This is a genomic window from Bacillus sp. V2I10 (genome assembly GCF_030817055.1).
Taxonomy (GTDB): Bacteria; Bacillota; Bacilli; order Bacillales; family Bacillaceae; genus Bacillus_P.
In genome coordinates this window covers 62709-83820 of sequence record NZ_JAUSYV010000002.1, presented here as the reverse complement: position 1 = coordinate 83820, position 21112 = coordinate 62709, and the positions used below count along the sequence as shown (strand labels likewise).

Annotated in this window: 21 protein-coding genes and 1 riboswitch; of the genes, 20 read left to right on the top strand and 1 reads right to left on the bottom strand. The window is 38.6% G+C overall.

The genetic code is table 11. From position 1 onward, the window contains the following. The first annotated feature begins 17 nt into the window (after positions 1–17). The 15 genes from QFZ72_RS27710 to QFZ72_RS27640 all read left to right on the top strand — a co-directional run bounded on the left by QFZ72_RS27710 (position 18) and on the right by QFZ72_RS27640 (position 11737). Positions 18–1055 carry an LLM class flavin-dependent oxidoreductase gene (locus tag QFZ72_RS27710; RefSeq protein WP_307440217.1) on the top strand — a complete coding sequence of 346 codons (1038 nt, stop codon included), beginning with the start codon at positions 18–20 and terminating at the stop codon, positions 1053–1055. Continuing rightward, positions 1052–2404 carry an LLM class flavin-dependent oxidoreductase gene (locus QFZ72_RS27705; protein ID WP_307440216.1) on the top strand — a complete coding sequence of 451 codons (1353 nt, stop codon included), beginning with the start codon at positions 1052–1054 and terminating at the stop codon, positions 2402–2404. Before QFZ72_RS27710 ends, QFZ72_RS27705 begins: the two co-directional genes overlap by 4 nt. Then, a complete protein-coding gene (locus QFZ72_RS27700) occupies positions 2404–2898 on the top strand; it encodes a GNAT family N-acetyltransferase (protein WP_307440214.1) in 495 nt (164 codons plus the stop codon). The genes QFZ72_RS27705 and QFZ72_RS27700 overlap by 1 nt, the downstream gene beginning before the upstream one ends. 31 nt (positions 2899–2929) lie before the next feature. Beyond that, positions 2930–3202, top strand: a complete 273-nt coding sequence (locus QFZ72_RS27695; protein WP_307440212.1) for a glutaredoxin family protein — start codon at positions 2930–2932, stop codon at positions 3200–3202. 88 nt (positions 3203–3290) lie between these two features. Beyond that, positions 3291–4109, top strand: coding sequence for an amino acid ABC transporter substrate-binding protein (locus QFZ72_RS27690; RefSeq protein WP_307440210.1), 819 nt, complete (start codon positions 3291–3293; stop codon positions 4107–4109). A gap of 24 nt (positions 4110–4133) precedes the next feature. After that, complete coding sequence (locus QFZ72_RS27685; protein WP_307440208.1) at positions 4134–4952, top strand: amino acid ABC transporter substrate-binding protein; 819 nt, start codon at positions 4134–4136, stop codon at positions 4950–4952. 15 nt (positions 4953–4967) lie between these two features. Continuing rightward, a complete protein-coding gene (locus tag QFZ72_RS27680) occupies positions 4968–5669 on the top strand; it encodes an amino acid ABC transporter permease (RefSeq protein ID WP_307440207.1) in 702 nt (233 codons plus the stop codon). Between the two features lie 15 nt (positions 5670–5684). Next, positions 5685–6389 carry an amino acid ABC transporter permease gene (locus QFZ72_RS27675; protein ID WP_307440205.1) on the top strand — a complete coding sequence of 235 codons (705 nt, stop codon included), beginning with the start codon at positions 5685–5687 and terminating at the stop codon, positions 6387–6389. 2 nt (positions 6390–6391) lie between these two features. Then, on the top strand, positions 6392–7147 hold the full coding sequence (locus tag QFZ72_RS27670) for an amino acid ABC transporter ATP-binding protein (RefSeq protein WP_307440204.1): 756 nt from the start codon (positions 6392–6394) through the stop codon (positions 7145–7147). Positions 7148–7495: 348 nt separating this feature from the next. After that, a riboswitch (SAM riboswitch) is annotated at positions 7496–7603 on the top strand. Positions 7604–7692: 89 nt separating this feature from the next. Next, positions 7693–7851 carry a Fur-regulated basic protein FbpA gene (gene fbpA, locus QFZ72_RS27665; RefSeq protein ID WP_307440203.1) on the top strand — a complete coding sequence of 53 codons (159 nt, stop codon included), beginning with the start codon at positions 7693–7695 and terminating at the stop codon, positions 7849–7851. Between the two features lie 599 nt (positions 7852–8450). After that, entirely contained in the window at positions 8451–8915 is a 465-nt protein-coding gene (locus QFZ72_RS27660) for a riboflavin kinase (protein ID WP_307440202.1), read from the top strand. 329 nt (positions 8916–9244) lie between these two features. Beyond that, positions 9245–9856, top strand: a complete 612-nt coding sequence (locus QFZ72_RS27655) for a GNAT family N-acetyltransferase (RefSeq protein ID WP_307440200.1) — start codon at positions 9245–9247, stop codon at positions 9854–9856. Continuing rightward, positions 9771–10916 (top strand): amidohydrolase, encoded by a 1146-nt coding sequence (locus QFZ72_RS27650; protein WP_307440198.1) that lies wholly within the window; start codon positions 9771–9773, stop codon positions 10914–10916. The genes QFZ72_RS27655 and QFZ72_RS27650 overlap by 86 nt, the downstream gene beginning before the upstream one ends. Positions 10917–10977: 61 nt before the next feature. After that, positions 10978–11232 (top strand): LLM class flavin-dependent oxidoreductase, encoded by a 255-nt coding sequence (locus QFZ72_RS27645; protein WP_373464731.1) that lies wholly within the window; start codon positions 10978–10980, stop codon positions 11230–11232. 112 nt (positions 11233–11344) lie between these two features. Then, positions 11345–11737, top strand: a complete 393-nt coding sequence (locus QFZ72_RS27640) for a hypothetical protein (RefSeq protein WP_307440196.1) — start codon at positions 11345–11347, stop codon at positions 11735–11737. Between the two features lie 1715 nt (positions 11738–13452). On the opposite strand, the gene QFZ72_RS27635 is transcribed toward QFZ72_RS27640, so the two are convergent. Then, on the bottom strand, positions 13453–13605 hold the full coding sequence (locus QFZ72_RS27635; protein ID WP_307440194.1) for a hypothetical protein: 153 nt from the start codon (positions 13603–13605) through the stop codon (positions 13453–13455). A gap of 401 nt (positions 13606–14006) precedes the next feature. Between QFZ72_RS27635 and QFZ72_RS27630 the strand changes: the two genes are divergently transcribed. The 5 genes from QFZ72_RS27630 (at position 14007) to QFZ72_RS27610 (ending at position 20979) form a co-directional block, all read left to right on the top strand. Next, entirely contained in the window at positions 14007–15869 is a 1863-nt protein-coding gene (locus QFZ72_RS27630; RefSeq protein ID WP_307440191.1) for a GAF domain-containing sensor histidine kinase, read from the top strand. Then, positions 15844–16506, top strand: coding sequence for a response regulator (locus QFZ72_RS27625; RefSeq protein WP_307440189.1), 663 nt, complete (start codon positions 15844–15846; stop codon positions 16504–16506). The genes QFZ72_RS27630 and QFZ72_RS27625 overlap by 26 nt, the downstream gene beginning before the upstream one ends. Positions 16507–16904: 398 nt before the next feature. Further along, the gene (locus QFZ72_RS27620) at positions 16905–18326 is read left to right on the top strand and encodes a S8 family serine peptidase (RefSeq protein ID WP_307440187.1); all 1422 of its coding nucleotides are present in this window, start codon (positions 16905–16907) and stop codon (positions 18324–18326) included. A gap of 183 nt (positions 18327–18509) precedes the next feature. Beyond that, on the top strand, positions 18510–20336 hold the full coding sequence (locus tag QFZ72_RS27615) for a S8 family serine peptidase (RefSeq protein WP_307440183.1): 1827 nt from the start codon (positions 18510–18512) through the stop codon (positions 20334–20336). Positions 20337–20340: 4 nt separating this feature from the next. Next, positions 20341–20979, top strand: coding sequence for an S-layer homology domain-containing protein (locus tag QFZ72_RS27610; protein WP_307440181.1), 639 nt, complete (start codon positions 20341–20343; stop codon positions 20977–20979). Positions 20980–21112 lie beyond the last annotated feature (133 nt).

Below are 21112 nucleotides of genomic sequence, written 5' to 3'. Positions count from 1 at the left end.
TATAGGAGGAAGAAAAAGTGTCTATAAAATTAAGCATTCTTGATCAAAGTCCTATTGGAGAAAATGAAACAGCAGCTGATGCATTAAAACAAACAGTTGAGCTAGCAATACTCGCCGAGAAGTGGGGTTATCACCGTTTTTGGGTATCTGAGCATCATAATTCAGAGGAATTAGCTGGCTCTGCGCCAGAAGCCCTCATTTCCTACTTACTGGCAAAAACAAAACAGATTCGAATAGGTTCTGGCGGAGTTATGCTTCAACATTACAGTCCTTATAAAGTTGCTGAAATCTTCAACGTTTTGTCATCGTTAGCTCCAGGCAGAGTTGATCTAGGAATAGGAAAAGCACCAGGAGGGCTGCCTCTTTCCACAAGAGCGCTGCAGCAAAATCGTATGAACGATGGTCAAAGCATTCAGCAGAAAATAAGTGATTTAAAAAGTCTCATGCATAATAGCTTACATAAGAAACACGAGTTATACGGTGTATCAGCTTATCCTATTCCGCCTGAACCGGCGCATCTTTTTCTCCTTGGAGCGAGTGAGAATAGTGCGAAGTTAGCGGCAGAATTGAACATTTCATTTGTTTATGCTCAATTTATCAACAGTGATCAAAATGAACTGAAAAATGCACTTCTAGCCTACCTTGATGTAGGAGGAAACAATAAAGACTTTCATTTAGCGTTATCTATCATTGTTGCTGATACAGATAGTGAAGCAGAAAATCTCAAGGGTGAGAGCAAATTGATAAGGGTGAATTTGGAAAGCGGAAGACATGTAACGGTTAAAAGCATTGAGCAGGCGGAAAAATTTGCAAAACAGGCTGGTGAAACTTACTCCATAGAAGAACAAGAAGCAGCCGTTATATACGGTTCGAAAGAATCAGTAAGAAGACAGGTCTTAGAACTGCAAAAAACTTTAGGGGTAAAGGAATTCATTGTTTCAACGCCTCTAGTGGATGCTGAGACTAAACAAAAATCATATTCGCTTTTAGGTGAAGCTTTTTCAGAAGAAGCAGGTGATTCAAAAAAAACTTTGACAAAGGTGGGAACAGAATGACGAAAAGACAAATAAAACTAGGAGCCTTATTGCATGGTGCTGGCGGCAACATGTCGTCTTGGAGACACCCAAATGCAACAGCTGATGCAAGCGTGAATTTCCAGTTTTATAAAGAAATGGCTCTGAAAGCAGAAGATGCAAAGTTTGATCTTTTATTTATTGCAGACGGACTGTTTATAAATGAAAAATCGCTGCCTCATTTTCTGAATCGCTTTGAACCCATCACCATTCTTTCAAGTCTTGCTTCTGTTACTTCGCGTATAGGATTGGTCGGTACACTTTCTACTTCATACAGCGAACCATACACTGTAGCCAGACAATTCGGATCTCTAGATAAAATAAGCAACGGCCGTGCAGGCTGGAATGCTGTTACATCACCACTTGAAGGCTCAGCCTTAAATTACAGCAAAAAAATACATCCAACTCACGCGGATCGCTATAAAATTGCAGGAGAATATCTAGAAGTGATAAGAGGGTTATGGGATTCATGGGAAGACGATGCTTTTATAAGAGATAAAGAATCCGGTGTATTTTTTAATCCTGATAAATTGCACCGCATTAATTACGAGGGTGAATATTTCTCTATTGCAGGACCGCTTAATATAGACCGGTCCAAGCAAGGACATCCAGTCGTTTTTCAGGCAGGATCTTCTGAAGCCGGCATTAACTTAGCTGCTAAAGAGGCAGATGCTGTTTTTACTGGACATGAATCGATTAAACAGGCAAAAGAATTCTATCAAAAAGTAAAACGTAAAGCAGTTGAATATGGGAGAGCTGCTGATGACATCCTAATCTTCCCTGGAATTAGTCCAATCATTGGAAGGACAGAAGAGGAAGCGGAGAAGAAATACAGAGAGATTGCAAGTTTAGTAACCATAGAAAATGCGATTGATTATTTAGGAAGATTTTTTGATCATTACGATTTTTCGACGTTTCCTCTGGATGACCCATTCCCGGACTTGGGTGAACTAGGAAAAAATAGTTTTCAGAGTACGACAGACAGGATTAAAAGAACGGCAAAAGAAGAAAATCTGACACTTCGTGAGGTTGCATTGAGAGTGACTACACCTAGGAGTCAGTTTACGGGAACACCAATAAAAATTGCAAACTTAATCCAAAAGTGGTTTGAAGAAGGAGCAGCAGATGGTTTTATGATCGGAAGTGCTGTTTTGCCTGACGGTTTAGATGATTTTGCAAACGAAATTGTGCCAATTTTACAAAATAGAGGCCTTTTCCGATATGACTATGAGCAAGACACTCTCCGCGGGAATTTAGATCTGAAAAAACCTGAAAACAGATATACGTCACCCAGAAATCATTTAGAGCAATTGAATGCAGGGGTGAAATGATGAGTCATATCTATCGATTAGCTAGGATCGAAGATGCAGAAGAGCTCTTGCGCTTAACGCTAAGAGCCTATGAGCCTATTAGAAAGCTGAATATAAAGTTTCCTGCAGCTACAGCAGACTTAGAGCTCGTAAAACAAAACATCATTCAGCACACTTGTTACGTATTAGAAGTAGATCAAGTGATTGTATCAACGATTACAATCAGAAGGTTTGAAGAAGTTACAGACCTTCCTTGCGTTTGGTGGTTTGCAGTTGACACTGCATTTAAAGGAAAGGGATATGGTAAAAGGATATTGCACTATGTTGAAGACATATTAAGAGATCGTTTAAATGCAAAGGCTGTTGCACTTGGAACATCAGATCGTCATCCTTGGTTAATTGAGATGTACGAGAGGAATGGATACGTCCGATTCTATGAAAGGGACTACGGAGAAGAAGGAAAAGGCGTGTTTTTGAAAAAGGAACTTGTTCATGAATTATCATCAAATCTTTAAAAACATATCAAAGGAAGGATTGAGGATTACTATGCCACAGCAAAGCAAGGTCATTTTATGGAGCAGAAAAGGATGTCATTATTGCGATGAGATAAAAGAATTCTTTGAAAAAAATGAGTATGAGTACACATCGGTAGATGTAGAAGGAAAAGACCATCTGAGAGATATTCTTGAACTGAAATATGGCATTCGTCATGTACCTGTAGTAGAAATTGGTTCAAATCATATTTTCCATGGTGTAATCGAAAAAGATTTCACTCTGATTGAAAGCCTGATTGCCGGAAGGGGCATTAATGTTAGATAAGACGCAGAAAATTTTTAAAACATGAAAAATTAGAGATAAAAAGGACTGGATAACAGGTTACTTCTAATAAACCAATCAGGGGGGAAATATGAAAAAACTTAATATAAGTACAGTCATAATTGTGTTAGGAATTTTGCTTACAGGATGCGGTTCTATCTCCGACACGGCATCTGGAGGCAAAGCAGAGGCTGAGAATAATGTGAAGAAAATCATAGTGGGGACAGGTACACAGTTTCCCAACATTTGCTTCTTGGATGATAAAGGAAAATTAACAGGGTATGACGTAGAGATTGTCCGTGAAATTGATAAACGTCTCCCTGATTATGAGTTTGAGTTCAAAACGATGGAGTTTTCAAATCTGCTTTTAAGTCTTGAAACTAAAAAAATTGATCTTATTGCCCACCAAATGGAGGTAAATGAAGAAAGAAAGGAAAAATTCCTATTCAACAATGAACCTTATAATGTGTTTCCTCTGAATGTTGTTGTCCACCAGGATAATCAGGACATTAAGTCCGTTGAGGATCTAGCAGGAAAGAAAGTGATTGTTGGTGCGACAAGCAATTCTGCTGTTCTGATTGAAAAGTACAATAAAGAGAATGGCGGAAAAATTAATATCGTTTATTCTGGTCAAGGATCAGATGATACAAAAACGCAGCTTAAAACGGGAAGAGCAGATGCAACCATCAGCACTCCATTTGCAGTTGATTTTCTAAATGATGCAGCAGATGCACAGCAAAAAGTCGTCGGTCCAGCACTATCTAATTCTAAAGTGTTCTTTTTGCTTCAAAAAGGCGACAAGGAGCTTAGGGATAAAGTAGACGGCGCATTAAAGGAAATCAAAAAAGACGGTTCGCTGACAGAACTTAGCACTAAATGGCTTGGTGCTGATTATACAGTGTCCAACTAAAAACTGGTTAATCAGGAGGCTGGAATGAGAAAAATAGGACCTATCTTAATGTTTATTCTTTTACTTGCTATTACCGCAGGATGCGGTGGAAAACAAACGATGAATGCTGAAGGTGGGGATAAAAACGGTGAAGTGAAAAAAGTGGTGGTTGGAACTGGGACCCAGTTCCCCAACATTTGTTTTATTGATGAAAATGGGAAATTAACCGGGTACGACGTGGAAGTTATCCGCGCCATGGATAAGCTCTTACCTGATTATGAATTCGATTTTAACACCATGGAATTCTCTAATCTTCTCTTAAGTCTCGAAACGAAGAAGATTGATATGATTGCCCATAATATGGCTCAGAATGAAGAAAGAAAAAAGAAATTCTTATTTAATGATGAAACATACAATTATTCACCGCTTTATATCACTGTCAATGAGAAAACCGATGACATCGAAACGCTTGATGACTTAAATGGCAGAAAAATCATAGTTGGTGCCACAAGCAATGCGGCTGTCTTTTTGGAGAAATACAATAAAGAACACGGCAATAAAATCAATATTGTTTATGCTGGTCAGGGATCAGACGATGCAACCACGCAGTTGAAAAAAGGCCGTGTAGGTGCGACACTTGCCACGCCGTTTGCGGTAGACTTCAGCAATAAAGCCGTTGACGCAGAGCAAAAGGTTGTTGGTGATATCATTATAAATTCTAAGGTGTATTTCTTGTTTAATAAGGCGGAAACGGAGTTGCAGGAACAAGTTGATGAAGCACTTAAGAAGCTTAAAGAAAATGGAACACTGACCAAACTGAGCAAAAAGTGGCTTGGAGATGATTATTCAGTTGAATCAAATTAAAGGGGGGATTGAATAATGGGTAAAGCATTTGATTTCACCCTTATCCTGGATTTTATTCCAAAACTGCTTTCGTATTTGCACATTACCTTGTTTATATTAGTGTTTTCCATCCTTTTAGGAATCGTTATAGGTTTTATGATTGCGATCCCCAGAATATATAAAATTCCAGGTTTAAATCGAGCGGCTATCCTATTTGTTTCATTTATGCGGGGTACACCTATCATCATTCAATTGTTCTTAATTTACTATGGTTTGCCTGCAATTCTGCAGGTTGTCGGTGTTGATATTACTCGTATGAACCCTATGAACTTTGTCATAATTACGTATGCGTTAAGCAGCGGTGCGACATTTTCGGAAATTATCCGCGGCAGTGTAGCAAGCGTAGAAAAAGGTCAGGAAGAAGCTGCATACAGCATTGGAATGAATAAAAGGCAGACGTTTTATCGAATTATTCTGCCCCAGGCTCTTTTAATTGCATTTCCTAATTTCGGGAACTCTGTCATTGGTTTTCTAAAAGACACATCCCTTGCGTTTACAATTGGAGTAATGGATATGCTTGGCAGGGGTGATACGCTGATTGCTGCAACAGCGCATGCGTTAGAGGTCTATATATCCTTATCTATTATCTACTATATTATTGCCATTCTGCTTGAAAAAGTATTTAAAAAATCAGAAATTCATCTCCAGAGATATGACCATGGGATTGCAGCAAATTAAAAAGGAGGGAAATGGATGGTTATTGATACTCTTTTTATCTTGACTGCATTTCTCGAAATTATTAAAGCTTTGCCTCTAACACTTACAGTTACGATCATCCCATTATTGGCAGGCTTGGGGATAGGTCTGGTGATCGCTGTTATTCGGATGTATAAAATCAAGTTTATTCATCGCATAGCAGATTTTTATGTATCTTTTTTCCGGGGTACACCGATTTTGCTTCATATTATGGTGATTTATTTAGGGATTCCAATGGTGTATGACACCATGGCAGATCAATATGGGTGGGCGTTTAAATCAAACTCTATTCCAATTGTCGTGTTTGTTCTCATTGCCTTTTCTTTAAATGCTGGTGCGTATATGTCTGAAATTATTCGCTCCGGAATCCTTGCTGTAAACAAAGGTCAAATAGAGGCGGCTTATTCTATTGGAATGAGCTCTGTCCAGACAATCAGAAGAATTATTATTCCTCAGGCATTCGCAGCAGCTATACCTAATTTAACGAATATTTTTGTTGGGTTTTTGCACGCCTCTTCCATTGCTTTTATTGTTTCCTTAAAGGAGCTGAACGGTGCTGCCAATATTGTAGCTTCCAGCAATTTGAAATTCTTAGAAGCATATATTGCAGCTGCGCTTATTTACTGGGGCTTGACTATTATAGTGGAGCAAGTGGCAGCTTGGATTGAAAGAAGAGTTCTTGTTTATGAGAAGGGAGTATGAGTATGATCCAACTAACTAACATAAAAAAATCATTTCATGGCCAGGAGGTCCTAAAAGGGATAAATCTAACCGTAAAGAAAGGCGAGATCGTTGTCATACTAGGACCCAGCGGATCTGGAAAAACAACCTTTCTGCGCTGCATAAACTTTCTTGAGAAGCCAAGTGATGGAAAAGTTGCGATAGGTGACTATTCAGTAGATTGCAAGAGACCAAGCAAGCTCGACATTCTTACTTTGAGAAAAAGAACCGCTATGGTCTTTCAGCAATATAATCTTTTTAAACATAAAACAGTGCTTGAGAATGTAATGGAAGGGCTTGTGATTGTTCAAAAGAAAAAACCGGAAGCTGCTAGAATAATAGCTTTAGAAATGCTTGAGAAGGTAGGACTATCTGAGAAAATTAATGCGTATCCAAGTCAGCTATCTGGTGGGCAGCAGCAGCGTGTAGGAATTGCCCGTGCCCTTTCTTTAAATCCAGAGGTGCTCCTTTTTGATGAGCCAACTTCTGCGCTTGATCCGGAACTTGTGGGAGAAGTCCTTGAGGTAATCAAAAAGATAGCTCTAGAAGGTATTACAATGATCGTTGTTACGCATGAAATGGGATTTGCAAGAGAAGTATCTAATCACGTGGTGTTTATGGATCAGGGATTAATCGTAGAAGAAGGGTCCCCAATTGAAATTTTTACAAATCCAAAAGAAGATCGTACAAAGCAATTTTTGAAAAGAATAAGACCTCAGTTAATACAGGAGATTTCTTAAATAATAGTAGGTTAAGGGATGTACTAAATAAAAAAAATTATAAAGTTTTGCTGATCGGTCATCCGAAAGCTCATACCCTAAAGCGGTATGGGCTTTGTTTAATAAGAAGGTATAAATTGGTGAAAGACTCCCAGAAGGAAGCCGTTAGTAAGGTTCTTGAATTAATAAATACGATCAAGGATGGAAATTTAACGGTGCATTTCTGAACGGTGAAATTACTCAATTAGATAGTTATGAGAAATTTGTATTTTGGGATGATTGAAAGGGCTAGTATATCTGTAGGTATATTTTACACAAATTCTAATAATATAGATTGAGATATCTTTAGTAAAAAATTAATGTATTTTCTTCTTATCAAGAGAGGCGGAGGGAATGGCCCGATGAAACCTCAGCAACAGATTCTATCACTAGAAGACTGTGCTAAATCCAACAAGCAATGTGCTTGGAAGATGAGAAGAGGTAAGCTAAAAAGCGATGAAACCTCTTCTTAAAAACAGAAGGGGTTTTTAATTGCTATAAAACCCTTCAATAAAGGGGTGTTCGCAATGGGTAATATTATTCGTCAAGCTATTGAAAAAAGAAAGAGTCATTTGATAAGTAAACTGTTAAGCAATGGCATTTACAAGAAAAATGATCTGCATCTTTTCGAATTAACACTAACTGAGCTTGAAGAAGAATTCAAACGTACCTTCAAAAGTCAATGATTAAAATAGTCATTTAATGCAAACCAATTAGAATTAACTGATTGACCTTATAATACGAAAGGGCAGGATTACTGAAGAAGCAGGGATAATAAAAAAATAAAAATGCATTTAAATTAAACAATGAGGATTTAATTCAACAGACAAGGAGACGTTTTTTTGTAAGTGTAATGACAAGTGGCATTTTATTAATGGGAGACCTTAGAGTAATTTGGCTAGGTCAAATCATCAAGTAAACTTTTCAAAAATCCTTATTAAAAAAGGTAGTGGGAATGAATCACTAAATGGAAAACTACATTAATTGTGTTACATTCTAATATTAAGGTTTATGGCTTTAAATTTGAGTTGACAGGTAGGAATAATATGTTTTACAATTTGTAATAATCAAATTAGTAAAGCTGATCGGATAACCGAAGGCATAACCCTTTTTGTTGGGTTATGTCTTTTTATTTAAACTAAATCAAAAAACGGAGTCAAAACTGAATATGTAAGATAATAAATCGAGTCGATTGGATAACCAAAGGCCTAACCATTTTATAATATGGTTGGGCCTTTTTTGAAAACTTAACAGGTTACTTGCTTATATACAGGAGGGTTCAATATTGGGAACAGACAACTTATTATCTGATATTAAAACGGATGTATTTATTGAAGGAAGAGTCGTTACCGGAAGAAAAATTGGAAGGGAACTGGGGTTTCCTACCGCAAATATTGATTCAAATGTAAGCAGACTGAGTAACGGAGTATATGGTGCAATGGTCATTTTGCATGAAAGAAGATACTTCGGTGTTATGAATGTTGGTGTGAAGCCAACTGTTGACTCTAATTCACAAAAAACATGTGAAATACATTTACTTGATTTTCAGGGGGATATTTACGGAGAAAACCTAAGATGCCACATTCTTTTTAAAGTAAGAGAAGAAAAGAAGTTTGATTCTTTAGAGCTGCTGACAAATCAAATCAAGGGGGATATTTTATATGCAGAGAAACGTTTTAACTTCATTGGATATACTTCAGCACAAGAGCAAGACCTCTTTAATGGAAAGCCAATATTTAAATCTTCCTGACTTGATTTTTTATAGTAAGTGCTACCAGCAATATTCTATAAATAGAGGGGTGTATAACACTATTGACAACTGGTTTTATGAATATGGCATTTTGAATGTTCTATACAGAAGAATATATATTTTAGCTTTCTTGAGCTTTGTGAAAGATGAAAATAATGATTTAGAACCCCGAAAATTTATTAGGTTTGGAAGTGGCGGACTGACTTTTAAGCTAACCGAATTTGTCACTTGTTATATCAATAGACAAGAAAAAAGATCTCCAAATATTCGGTCTGTAAAATAATTGGTACATTAAATGACGAGTCGAAATATTAAGGAGGCGGATATAAATGAATCAAGAATTATCGATTCATATTCTAGAGGAACACGATAGAGAAACCGTTCGTCAATTGCTGATCGAAAGCTACAGACAATATGAAAAAGAATTTAATAGTCCAGAATCTTGGCAGGCCTATTTGGAAAATATTTCAGCCTCGGTTGATAATATGCAAATAGATCGAATCTTAGTAGCTAAGACGGGTCAATCCGTAATCGGGACCCTTCAATTGTTTGAAACATCTGAAACAGCATATGGCAGACCGGAGCTGGAAATTTCATCTCCGATTGTCAGGTTGCTTGCCGTCCATCCTGATGCAAGGGGACGCGGTGTTGCGCGGGCATTATTGAACGAAAGCCTTATCTATGCTAAATCAAAAGGAGCAGATAGTTTATATTTGCATTCTAGTGACGTTATGCATAAGGCAATTCAATTATATGAATGGCTTGGATTTACGCGTGACCAATCAAAAGAATTTACGAATCAAAATGTTCTTGTTAAATGTTATCGGTTTAATTTAAAAAGGGAAGGTGAACCTCATGAACCAGGCGGAACTAGAAGCATATTTAATCTCCATAAGACGCCATTTACATCAGTATCCGGAGCTGTCGAGAAAGGAATTTGAAACAACGAAGTCAATTACATCATGGCTTCAAGAAAAAAAGATTGAGATTCGGCCAACGACTCTAAAAACTGGTGTATTTGCTGATATTAAAGGAGATAAACCAGGTCCAACCATTGCTGTGCGTGCCGATATTGATGCATTGCCGATAGAAGAAAACACAGACTTACCTTTTGCCTCAAAAGTTAAAGGAGTCATGCATGCTTGCGGGCATGATTTTCATACCGCTGCAGCTATTGGAGCTGCGTATCTTTTAAAAGAAAATCAGGAGAATTTAAAAGGGAATGTTCGATTATTGTTTCAGCCTGCTGAAGAGATAGGGGGAGGTGCAGAAAAACTAATCAAAGATGGTCAATTGACTGGGGTAGATGCAGTCATTGGTCTACATAACAAGCCGGATTTACCAGTGGGAACAATTGGACTAAAAAATGGTCCATTGATGGCAGCTGTCGACAGGTTTAAGGTCGTCATTCAAGGAAAAGGGGCTCATGCTGCTTTACCAAATAATAGCCGTGATCCGATTACTGCGACAGCACAACTTATTACCTCTCTTCAATCGATCGTCAGCAGGAATGTCTCACCCCTTCAGAGTGCTGTAGTCAGTGTAACAAGGATTGAGGGAGGAAGTACCTGGAACGTCATCCCTGGTGATGTCACAATTGAAGGCACAGTGCGCACATTCGATGTAAATGTTAGATCAGAAGTAAAGGAACGTTTTTATACTGTCACTGAACACATTACTACAGCTTTTTCACAAAAAGCAGAAATCCAGTGGTTTGCGGGGCCGCCACCCCTGATTAATAATTCTGTTATAACGGAAATTACTCGTACTGCAGCTGAAAAACTGTCTCTTGAAGTGGTTGATCCCGAACCTTCAACTGCTGGTGAAGACTTTGCTTACTATCTTCAAAAAATTCCGGGATCATTTGCTTTCTTTGGAACAAGTGGCAATGAAGACTGGCATCACCCATCTTTTACTGTGGATGAAAAAGCTATTCTGAAAGCTGCTTATTATTTGTATGAAAGTACCATTGAACTGCTGGAGCAATATACAAACATTTAAGAATTACAGAAAAGCTATTCTGTTGGAAAACTTAAATAGATTTTTAATGGGGGCATTGCATATGAAATTTTTCTTATTTTCTCTGATCAACAATCTTCAAAACCCTGTAAGCGGAGAAACATTATCCGCACAGCAAAAGTTCCAATCTATAATAAAACAAGCTACTTATGCGGAAAAGCATGGATTTGAGGGTTTTGGTGTTGGAGAAAGACATGGGCCTCCGTTTCTTTCTTCATCCCCAGCAGTCATATTATCTGCAATTGCAGCGCAGACATCGAATATCAGATTAATGAACAGGCGGAATATATTACATTGAACAGGCTCAAGAAGGTAAGTTTTACCCATTTGTATTATTTCCCTTACAAGATGTTCATGAGACAGAAACAGAAATTTTAATTGATCTGGAATCACCTCAGGATAAAACGATCATGAAGTTTTCTGTTAACAAAAACCATTGGGGAAAAGTAAATGAATCTCTGAATGTTTCATCTAGACCATATATAGTAGGTGGATTCGTAAAAAGTGTAGGGAAAGGGAGACCACCAAAGTTTATTAGTATTGGTATTCTACCAATTAATAAATACGGAGTACCAATAGAAAGTTCATTTGAACGCAAACTATATGACATTTTGTGCGAGAATAAACGTCTGGTTCAAAGGCCAATTGATACAAAGTTTTATCCGTTATGGAATGGTTTATTGCCAGATGGATTGTTAAAAGATACTGAAATCCCAACAATTATAGAAGTGTTTGGAATGCGGAGAGTGACGTTGAATACCACCTTCATAGACAATTTAAACTTGAACATTTTAAGAGCTTAAAGCCACAATATGACTTTTGGTTTTGGGATGCATTTAAAAACAGCAGCATGCCCTCTCTGCCTCCCGTAAAAGAATAGTTTTAAGTGTGTGTATGGGAAATAACCATTTAAAAGTTATCTAATAATGTTGTTGTTGTTTTTAATTATATAATATAAGTATCTATTGTCGTTCTTTTAATAGTCCCTATTTCATTGTTTAATAAGTAAATTGCTACTGCATTAATGAGTGGTTATAACAATTCATGGATTCCAGTTGCGATCTATATGATGTCTGTTTGTTGGAGCGCTTTCTCTTATTGCGATTTTCATTACCCGAGAAAGACCTTGATTTCGAATAAATGGGATAATAATCATATTAAAGAAATGCCGCGCATAAATTGTATAAAACAATAAGAAAGCGCGGTGTTTTTATGTTTACAAATGCTGAGATCGTTAAGAGTGAAATGATTCATGGCGAGCTGTATTTGACTATCAAAGGCATATTCCATGTAATTAAGAACGTCGAATGCTATAAATGTAAACTAATGGTTCGTTGTGATAACCAAAATAATAGAAAAAATTTAACAGATATGATTCTTCTTAATGAGAATACTGGGTTATATGAATCGGTTAAAGGAATGTATAATGAGGAATTTGAGGAAGGAATACTGGATATTGCTTTGAATCATGTATATCTAAAGAAAACTGCTTAATACTCATAGGACAAATATTACTAGTTTTGGCTTTAACTATTCATTTGAACTAGTATCCTTACTAACTATTCTTAGCCGGTAGTGCTTGGCTCTATAATATGTAGTGAATTAGATTGTTTTACCAGTTTAATAGGTTCAATGCCTCCTATGCACTATCCTAAAGCTGCTAACAAAATTATGACAAATCTTGTAAACACAGAATAAATGTTGGTAAATACAGGGATGGAGTTATAGCTTATGTGATTTTAAATAGTAAGGGTTAAAGTCATATTAGTTATGTCGATTATGTTATTGCTGTACTAAATGAAGTTGAAAATCCGCGAAGCAGAATAAATTAAAGAGCTGTGATCTGAATTAATCCAGTCCTTTAATTTATACAGATATTATAAACTTTGTCCTGTTTTGGTTTAAACATCATTTTCTCCAAAAGTAGAGTGGGTTTTATACAGGTATCCTACTGTTTTCTATTACCGCGAGACGCTAATCCTTAATGGCAAGAGTAATAATGTTTAAATAAAAGTGCTCTCAACTGTATGAACACAATATTTTATCAGTAAAAAATATATGAGTGATTATTAGGTATGAAGCAAATGGATTTTATTGGAGAAATTAAATAGCCATGTCAGGTCGAACAATGTAAACAATTATATCGGATAGTTCATAAATCTTACTGAGGTAGTGGAGCAGATCCAGCAATTAATATCTATGGGAAGTCCTTGCTTGTTGGTAACAATTATTATAAGATAAATATCTTCTATATCTGCTAGTTTGCATGGAGAGCATAAAGTAGATAATGAATCTTAACTGACCTATAGACAAAGGTCAGTTTTTTTATTAATTCTGTCTCCCTCAAGGTAATTTATAACATTATAACAACAGTTGCGATTGCAGCTCTGTTTACTATTTAGCCTAAATAATAAGATTCATTTAAATATTGTTGTGTTCCTGCATATCACCCAGCGTAACTGCAAACAATCTTTGATAAATGGGGCTATAATTAATCCGTTATATAAAATGCTCACAGTTATTTACTCTGATTATTTTTGCCTTCTAGATCTTCAAGACATTTCTTTCTATCTTGGCATACAACCCAATAATTACCGAATTGATCTTCAACTTCTTTAAGCTCTGTATAATCTTTTGTTTGTCTACATACAGCGCAAAGACCATACTTCATAGTTTCACCTCTAATGAAAAGTTAATTTCCATCTTTCTTTTTCTTTGATCAACAGCATTTCCTTCATATCAGTCAGTTCAATATCAATTCAACTGTAGCGGTGGCACCTTATTCCTGTGATTTGGCCAGTTAACGGGAGGTTAACAGATGGATAACAAATTTCGTCTGTGAAAAATAGGAAGTATTAAACCATTCGTACTATAAAAATAACCCATATGATGAATAGTATTATTTTAAGGGATTTGGAATAATTGTTTCAACAAAACTCTTTTAGGGTTTTTGACCCTTCATTGGCTAGTGGTACATCCATTCGGCCAGTGTACGGGTTTTATTTGTGTTTTAAGTATTATCAAGATAAAATTAATTAACTGAAAATTCCGCACAAAGAGAGGTGCTACTGTTTGAATCAGGAGCTTTCGCAACTAAGGGAAACATATTCAAAGTTTTTTCTATCATCAGTTTCTCTGATTGGTTGGAGTGTGATTTTTTACTCATTTTTAGAATTGAAACCAATAAATGAACCAAGTGTTTTAGCTCTTTTAATCCTTTTTTTACTTATTAGTGAGTATTATCCGATGCCTGTCTGGAGAGGTTACACGGCAATTACGTTTCCGCTCGTGTATGTGATTGAATTGCTTTATGGGTTTTCCTATACTGCAATGGCTTACGCCGGTGCGGTTTTTGTGGTCAACATCCTTCATCGCCGACCTCTCAGGACGGTTTTATTCAATCCAGCACAGCTAGTGCTCAGTTTTTATGTGGCTGTTCTTTTGCTGTCATTTTTTCGCCCTTTTCTTAAAAATATAGCAGTCAACATTCCAAGCATCCAGGGAATTATCGAATATACACTGCTGTTGGGTTTATTTATTATTATTAATAATTTGATCGTAGACCTAGTCCTGATTGTAAGGCCACAGCCTTATTCTTTTAAAATGTGGAAGCAAAAGACAGTTACTGAACTAAACAGTGCTGCCGTCTCTGTTATTTATGGGATGACCCTTTATCTTGTCGGAAGCCAGAATCGCGGAGAAATCGATGTCTTTTCGTACTTTTTCTTTTTTTCTCCCTTGGTTGGATTGTCCCTTTTAAGTTCAACGATTGCGAGGCTGAGAAAAGAAAAACACCGTCTGAAATTGCTTTTTTCGATTACCACAGAATTGAACCAAATGCTTCCTGCCAAGGAGTGGCTTTCTGCATTAAAAGGCAGCTTTTCTGAATTCATCCGAGTAGAGGCAAGCGTATTATGGATCAAAAAGGATGGACAGTGGGAGCTGTGTTATAAAGAAGGGAGAATACTAGATGATTGTTATTTAAAGCCTGAGGACTATCTTAAATTTGAAGGTATTAAGCACCCCATTACCTATAATGACCAGAAAAATGAAAGGGGAGTCGCTGCTTGCTGTTTTGATAAGGATTTAAAAGCATTCGTATACACTCCACTCGTGGTTGAAAACGAAACTGTCGGGATGTTCATCAGTGCCAGAAGTCGGACAAAGAGCTTCGAGGATGATGATGTCCAGTCCATTGCGACGCTGGCCAATCAGCTTGCGGTCATCATCAAGACCAGGATGCTTTTTACCGAAAAGGAGAAACGGATTGTCTTGGAGGAGCGTAACCGAATTGCCCGCGATATTCATGATGGAGTAGCACAAACGCTTGCAGGAGCAGTTATGAAGCTTGAAACAGCGGGGAAGAAATTCAATAAAAATCCTGAAGAAACAATGAAACTAGTCGAGGAAAGCGTCATGGGTCTCCGGGAGAGTTTGAAGGAAGTCCGCGAATCCATTTACGCTCTTAGGCCTTATCCAACAGAAAGAGCTAGTCTCGTAAAAGCAATTTTAAGTAAAATAGAGGCAGTCCAAAAAGAGTATCAGCATGATATTCAATTTGAAATCAGGGGGCAAGAGCTTCAGCTAAGTCCGATGGTCGAAAAAGTTTTGTTTGATACATTTCAGGAGAGCTTGCACAATTCAATCAAGCATTCGAATGCCTCTAACATTGATATCCTTATAAGTTATCAATCTGAGCATATATTATTAAAAATAAAGGATGACGGAAATGGATTTTCGCTATATCAGGCGATGCTAAAGGCCACAAGTCAACCGCATTTTGGTATTTTGCAGATGAACGATGCTGCCGAAAAAATTAATGCGTCATTGCAGATTGACAGTAAAGAAGGAGCAGGAACAGAAGTATCAATTAAAGTACCAAAAATGGGTTTTGAAGGAGGAAGCATCAATGATCAGGCTTATGTTAGTGGATGACCATGCAGTCTTGCGCGACGGATTACGCAATATTTTATCGGTAGAGGAAGATATTGATGTAGTCGGGGAAGCCATATCCGGGGAAGATGCATTGGAAAAAGTGGAGAAGTGCCAGCCGGATATAATTTTAATGGATATCAACATGCCAGTAAAAAACGGTGTTGAAGTGACGGGAATTTTGAAAAAGAAATATCCTCAACTAAAAATCCTTGTGCTGACCATGCACAGCCACGAGGAATATTTCATGTCTGCCATCCGTGAGGGAGCAGATGGCTATCTATTAAAGGACGCTCCTTCTGACCATGTGATAGAGGCAATCCGGACCGTGGCAGGCGGGGAATCGGTTATCCATCCGTCTATGACAAGAAAGCTGATTGCTTTCCATCAGCAAAAACAAACCGAGCAGGAGGATACAACGCTAACCGAAAGAGAAAAAGAAGTTCTGTTCTGTCTTGTTGAAGGTCTGAGCAATAAAGAAATTGCCGAACGCCTATATATCAGCGACAAAACAGTAAAAATACATGTAAGCAAAATTTTTAAAAAGCTAAATGTTAAAAGCCGATCCCAAGTCGTTATCCATGCTGTTCAGCACCAGCTTGTCCCAATCCCACAACACCCAACGGTTCAATATAGATAGGTCAAAATAATAAAATATTGAAATAGAAACTGAGTGAAGTACATGCTCAATACTTTTATGATTGATATATCACCTGTTCATCCATCTATATGATTTTGAGAAAGTGGAAATTTAATTGAGGGTTTTCCATAAGTTCAGGCTTTTTTCTCTAAATGACCCTTCACCACTTCTCCCGCCGTGGTGAAGCTTTACTCTTCAAAGGTATTGATCCTCATACGATACAATTTAGTTTTATAGGAGCTCCTTCTTAGGAGCTCTTTTTATATAAAAATTTCAAGATTACTACTTTAGTATTAACAAGGTTAGTACCCTTGCTTCTGAAATTACCTCTTATGCAGAATAGTTTTGGTTGGGACTGCATGAGAGAATAAGGAAAAATAGCTAAGGGGCTGAACTGGATGAGGTTTAAAGCTACGTTTTTATCATTGGTTCTAATGGCTGCTACAGTCTTTGCGTCGGTTGTCCCAGGGACGACAACAAAAGCTGATCAGCCGGTAAAGGCAGTAATTGATACTAATTTAACAAAGACACTTTTAACAGCAATCGGGCCTGTTGAAGCGATTGTTACATTCAAAAGCAACAAAGGTGTCTTGCCTGAACAGCTGCAGCTTTTAAAAAATGCAGGAATATCCAAAGGGTTAGCGCTGGAAAGTCTGCCGATAGCAGGAATTTTAGCTACGAAATCGGAAATTGAGAAGCTTTCGCAAAGCGATCAGGTGCTATCAATCTACCTTAATAAAACACTTCAATATGAGAATGCTGTTTCAACTGATCTTACTGGTGTAGACAAAGTCCGCACCGATGACAAAATGCGCAAGCTGAACGGCGGATTTCCGGTAACAGGGAAAGGTATTGGCGTCGTAATCAATGACAGCGGTGTCGATGGCACACATAAGGACTTGGAATATGGAAGCCATCTCGTCCAAAACGTGATAGGATCAACGAATTTACATGCAGTGGACGCCCTCCTGCCGGTAACTTACCTTGAAGGTGTACCAAATACAGATAATAATTCAGGACACGGTACCCACGTTGCGGGAATCGTCGGCGGAACAGGAGCAAGTTCAGGAGGCAAATATGAGGGAGTTGCCCCGGGGGCGAACTTGATCGGCTACGGATCTGGTGCTGCACTTGCCATTCTTGATACGATTGGCGGATTTGATTATGCCTTAACGCATCAGCAGCAATACAATATTCGTGTCATCACGAATTCGTGGGGAGACACAAGCGATTCATCAACAGACTTTGATCCTTATAACCCGATCAATGTAGCAACAAAAAGATTGTATGACCGTGGGATTGTAACAGTATTTTCAGCAGGAAACTCGGGACCGAATGCAAAAACCATTTCCGGCAATTATAAGAAAGCTCCTTGGGTAGTTACTGTTGCAGCTGGTGATAAATCCGGCAAACTTGCCGATTTTTCATCAAGGGGAGAAGAAGGCAGAGGCGGAACGGTAACAGTCAATGGCCAAACGTGGAGATGGGCAGACCGTCCAACAGTAACCTCTCCAGGAGTCGATATTATTTCTACCAGAGCAATCAGCCCGATTCCGTTGCTTGGGGCAACAGATGATGCCCAATATATTGAACCGGCATATGTTCCATTTTACACGACAATGAGTGGAACATCGATGGCAGCGCCGCATGTTGCAGGAATTATCGCATTAATGTATGAAGTGAATCCGCTGCTCTCTCCTTCAGAGGTGAAATCGGCTCTAGAAACAACGGCCACTTCAATGCCCGACTACGAAGCATGGGAAGTAGGGGCAGGATACGTCAATGCTTATAAAGCAGTAGACACTGCTTTCAAAAAGTAAATGATATTTTAATCCCAATATGATTACTCTCTTTTAGCATTACTCTATCTATAACTTTTGTACGCCAAAAGAATAGACATTACCCAATCAAATTTTACAACCTTTGAAGAATAGTTCTTTAGTTGTTTTAATGATAATTAAGTTAAGAATTTTCATAATTTTATAGTGTGAGAGGAGATTAAGATGAAAAGATTAATTTACACGTTTTTTGCCCTATTGCTCATTGTCCCTACCTTATTAACACAGCAGGAAAAGGCTGGTGCCGCTCCAAGCCAATCGGCGGTTATCGACCCACTTGTTGAAAAAGCGCTAAACACCGCTAGTTCACTAGAACTAATCGTCACATTTAAAGGTGATGGAGCTCCAGATAGTACGCAGCTGTCCCTTTTGAAATCGCTCGGAATCGACACTGGAGTCAGCATGAAGTCGCTGCCGATTGCCGGAGTGGTTGCGACGAAGAATCAAATTGAGAAGCTTGCAGCTAACACGGAAGTCCGCTCGATTTACCTCAATAAAAAGCTGTCTTATTTCAATGCTGAGGCAGCGGAAGTAACTGGCGTTAACAAGGTGAGAACTGATGATACTTTCCGTAAAGCGAATGGCGGCCTTCCTGTTTCAGGTAAAGGAATCGGCGTCGTTGTAAACGACAGCGGTGTTGATGGCACACATAAAGATCACGAGCTTGGTAAAAACCTAGTCCAGAATGTGTTGGGTTCTACCAATTTAAACGCTCTTGCACCTGGTTTGCTGCCTATTACTTACCAAGAAAATATTCCGAATACTGATACAAATTCCGGTCATGGTACACATGTTGCCGGTACGGTCGGCGGTACTGGGGCAATGTCTGGAGGGAAATATGAAGGTGTTGCACCAGGCGCTGATTTAATTGGCTACGGATCTGGGGCTGCATTGTTTGTTCTTGATGGAATTGGAGGATTTGATTATGCAATCACCCATCAGCAGCAATACAATATTCGTGTGATTACAAATTCATGGGGTTCTTCAGGTGATTTTGATCCAAATGATCCAATCAATATAGCCAGCAAGAAAGCGTATGACCGCGGTATAACCGTTCTTTTCGCCGCAGGAAACGAAGGGCCTGCAGAGAACACGCACAATCCCTATGCAAAAGCGCCATGGGTAATCTCGGTAGCAGCAGGAGTTAAAGATGGGAAGCTGGCTGATTTCTCTTCAAGAGGAACAAAGGGTGTCGGTGATTCTTTTACAGCTGATGGCAAGGAATGGACTTGGAAGGATGAACCGACGGTGACTGCACCTGGTGTGGATATCATCTCAACTCGCGTTATTGCACCGGTTTCAAGCCTTGCAGCAGAGCAGGATGCAGCAACGATTGAGCCAGCCTATTTGCCTTATTACACGACCATGAGTGGGACTTCAATGGCAACACCCCATGTAGCAGGTATTGTTGCTTTGATCCTTGAAGCGAATCCGCTTTTGTCGCCAGCTGAAGTAAAGCAAATTCTGGAACAGACAGCCACAAACATGCCTGGATATGAATCATGGGAAGCCGGTGCAGGATACGTCAACGCATACGCTGCTGTTGACAAAGCATTTAATAATACTGCTTATGGTAAAACTGTAAACTCAACACAAACCTTCAACAGCCATGTCGAGTCTTCAACAGAGCGCAAAGAATTTTCACTTGACTATAACCCTTTAACATTCGTATCAAAAAACCAGTATGAATTTACAGTTGGAGAAAGCATTTCAAGCCTTGTCGCCAAAGTGGATGGAAAAGGTTTGATGGAAGAGACCGGTAACCCGATTAATCTCGTCTTAATTGCTCCGGATGGAACAGAATACAGCTCCGGTGTTAGCCTGCTGTTTGCATTATATACTGATCGTACAGTATCGGTCAGTTCACCGGCATCCGGTACCTGGAAAGCCGAAATCAGGGGACTTCGCGGTAATGAACTAAACCCAATTGGAGCGGCATTGCCAGAGATGGTGAAGGGAACACTCGCATTCACAAAAGGTCAGTGGTTTTAACGGTTTGAACGATATCACCGGCCACCCAGCTGCAGATGCTATCAAAATGGGTGTAAGTGAACGATTGTTTGATGGTTATTCCACTGGTGCATTCAAACCGGATGCATTGTTAACAAGGATGGAACTTGCAAAGTATCTGGTTATGGGTGCGGAAATCCGACAGTCATTGCCAGTAACTAAGAGCTTTTCGGATGTAGTTAGTTCAGACCTAGCTTTTGTTGAAGCGGCCGCTGCAACTGGAGCAGCTTTACGTGATCAGCAGCAAATTCAAAAGGGTGTAATTCTGCCAAAAGCAGACGGGAAATTTGCCCCTAAAGACGGTGTTACTCGTGTTGAACTTGCTTACTCTTTAGTACAGGCGCTTGGTCTGCAAAAAGAAGCAGAGACTTTTAATGGCCAGCTTACAGTCCAGTATAACGATGAAAGAATTGCGATTGAAGATGCAGCAGAAATCCCGGCACACTTAAAAGGATATGTGCAACTAGCATTAGATCTGAATATCCTCAATGCAAAGTTTGCTGTAACGCAAGGGCCATATGACCTTAAGCCAATGGTTAACGCAACATTCAGTCCTTTAGTAAAAAATACACGTGGAGATTTCTCGGTTGCGATGTCGAGATACTATAATGCTTTCTTAAAATAAGGGAAAATTAAAGCACCAATTAATGTTTGCTCTTGTTGAACAGGTCCGATATAGGGAATTTTATTATTTTTACAATTATTAGTATAAATCTATAGAAATGTAGATTGAAGTCATTTCACAAAAGGGTTAATTA